Consider the following 468-nt stretch of genomic DNA (forward strand, 5'->3'; position numbering starts at 1 on the left):
GCAATCCTCCGAATATCTGGGCCGTGAACACCGGGCCTGATCCGTTTCCGACAACAGCGTCATTGGCCAGGTTTCACAGATGAGCAAGGGCCTGAGCGTTTCGGTCATTGCCCGATGACCGCCACAGTGAACATTATGGGGCATTCTGTGCCCCTGCCAGTCCGGCGTTGGGGCCACTCCCGATAACCTGATGCCGGAGAGCATGATGATTCCCCGTACGCTGTTTAGTTCTGACCACGAAACCTTCCGCGATACCGTACGCAAATTCCTGGAAAACGAAGCCGTTCCCTTCAATGAAGAATGGGAGCAGCAGGGCGTTGTGCCTAAAGAGGTATGGTTAAAAGCGGGCGAGCAGGGTTTTCTGTGCCCCATGGTGAGTGAAGAATACGGCGGTATCGGCGCTGATTTCCTCTACAGCGTGGTGATCAGTGAAGAGATTGCCAAACTGGGCCTCACCGGCATTGGCTG

At 55.6% G+C, this 468-nt stretch carries 1 protein-coding gene; it reads left to right on the forward strand.

Annotation, left to right across the window (positions count from 1 at the left end; genetic code table 11):
• Window positions 1-202: 202 nt before the first annotated feature.
• The coding region (locus tag A3754_RS01355; protein WP_231880436.1) for an acyl-CoA dehydrogenase family protein at window positions 203-468 on the forward strand (266 nt) is incomplete at its 3' end.

This window comes from Alcanivorax sp. HI0083, from assembly GCF_001635175.1.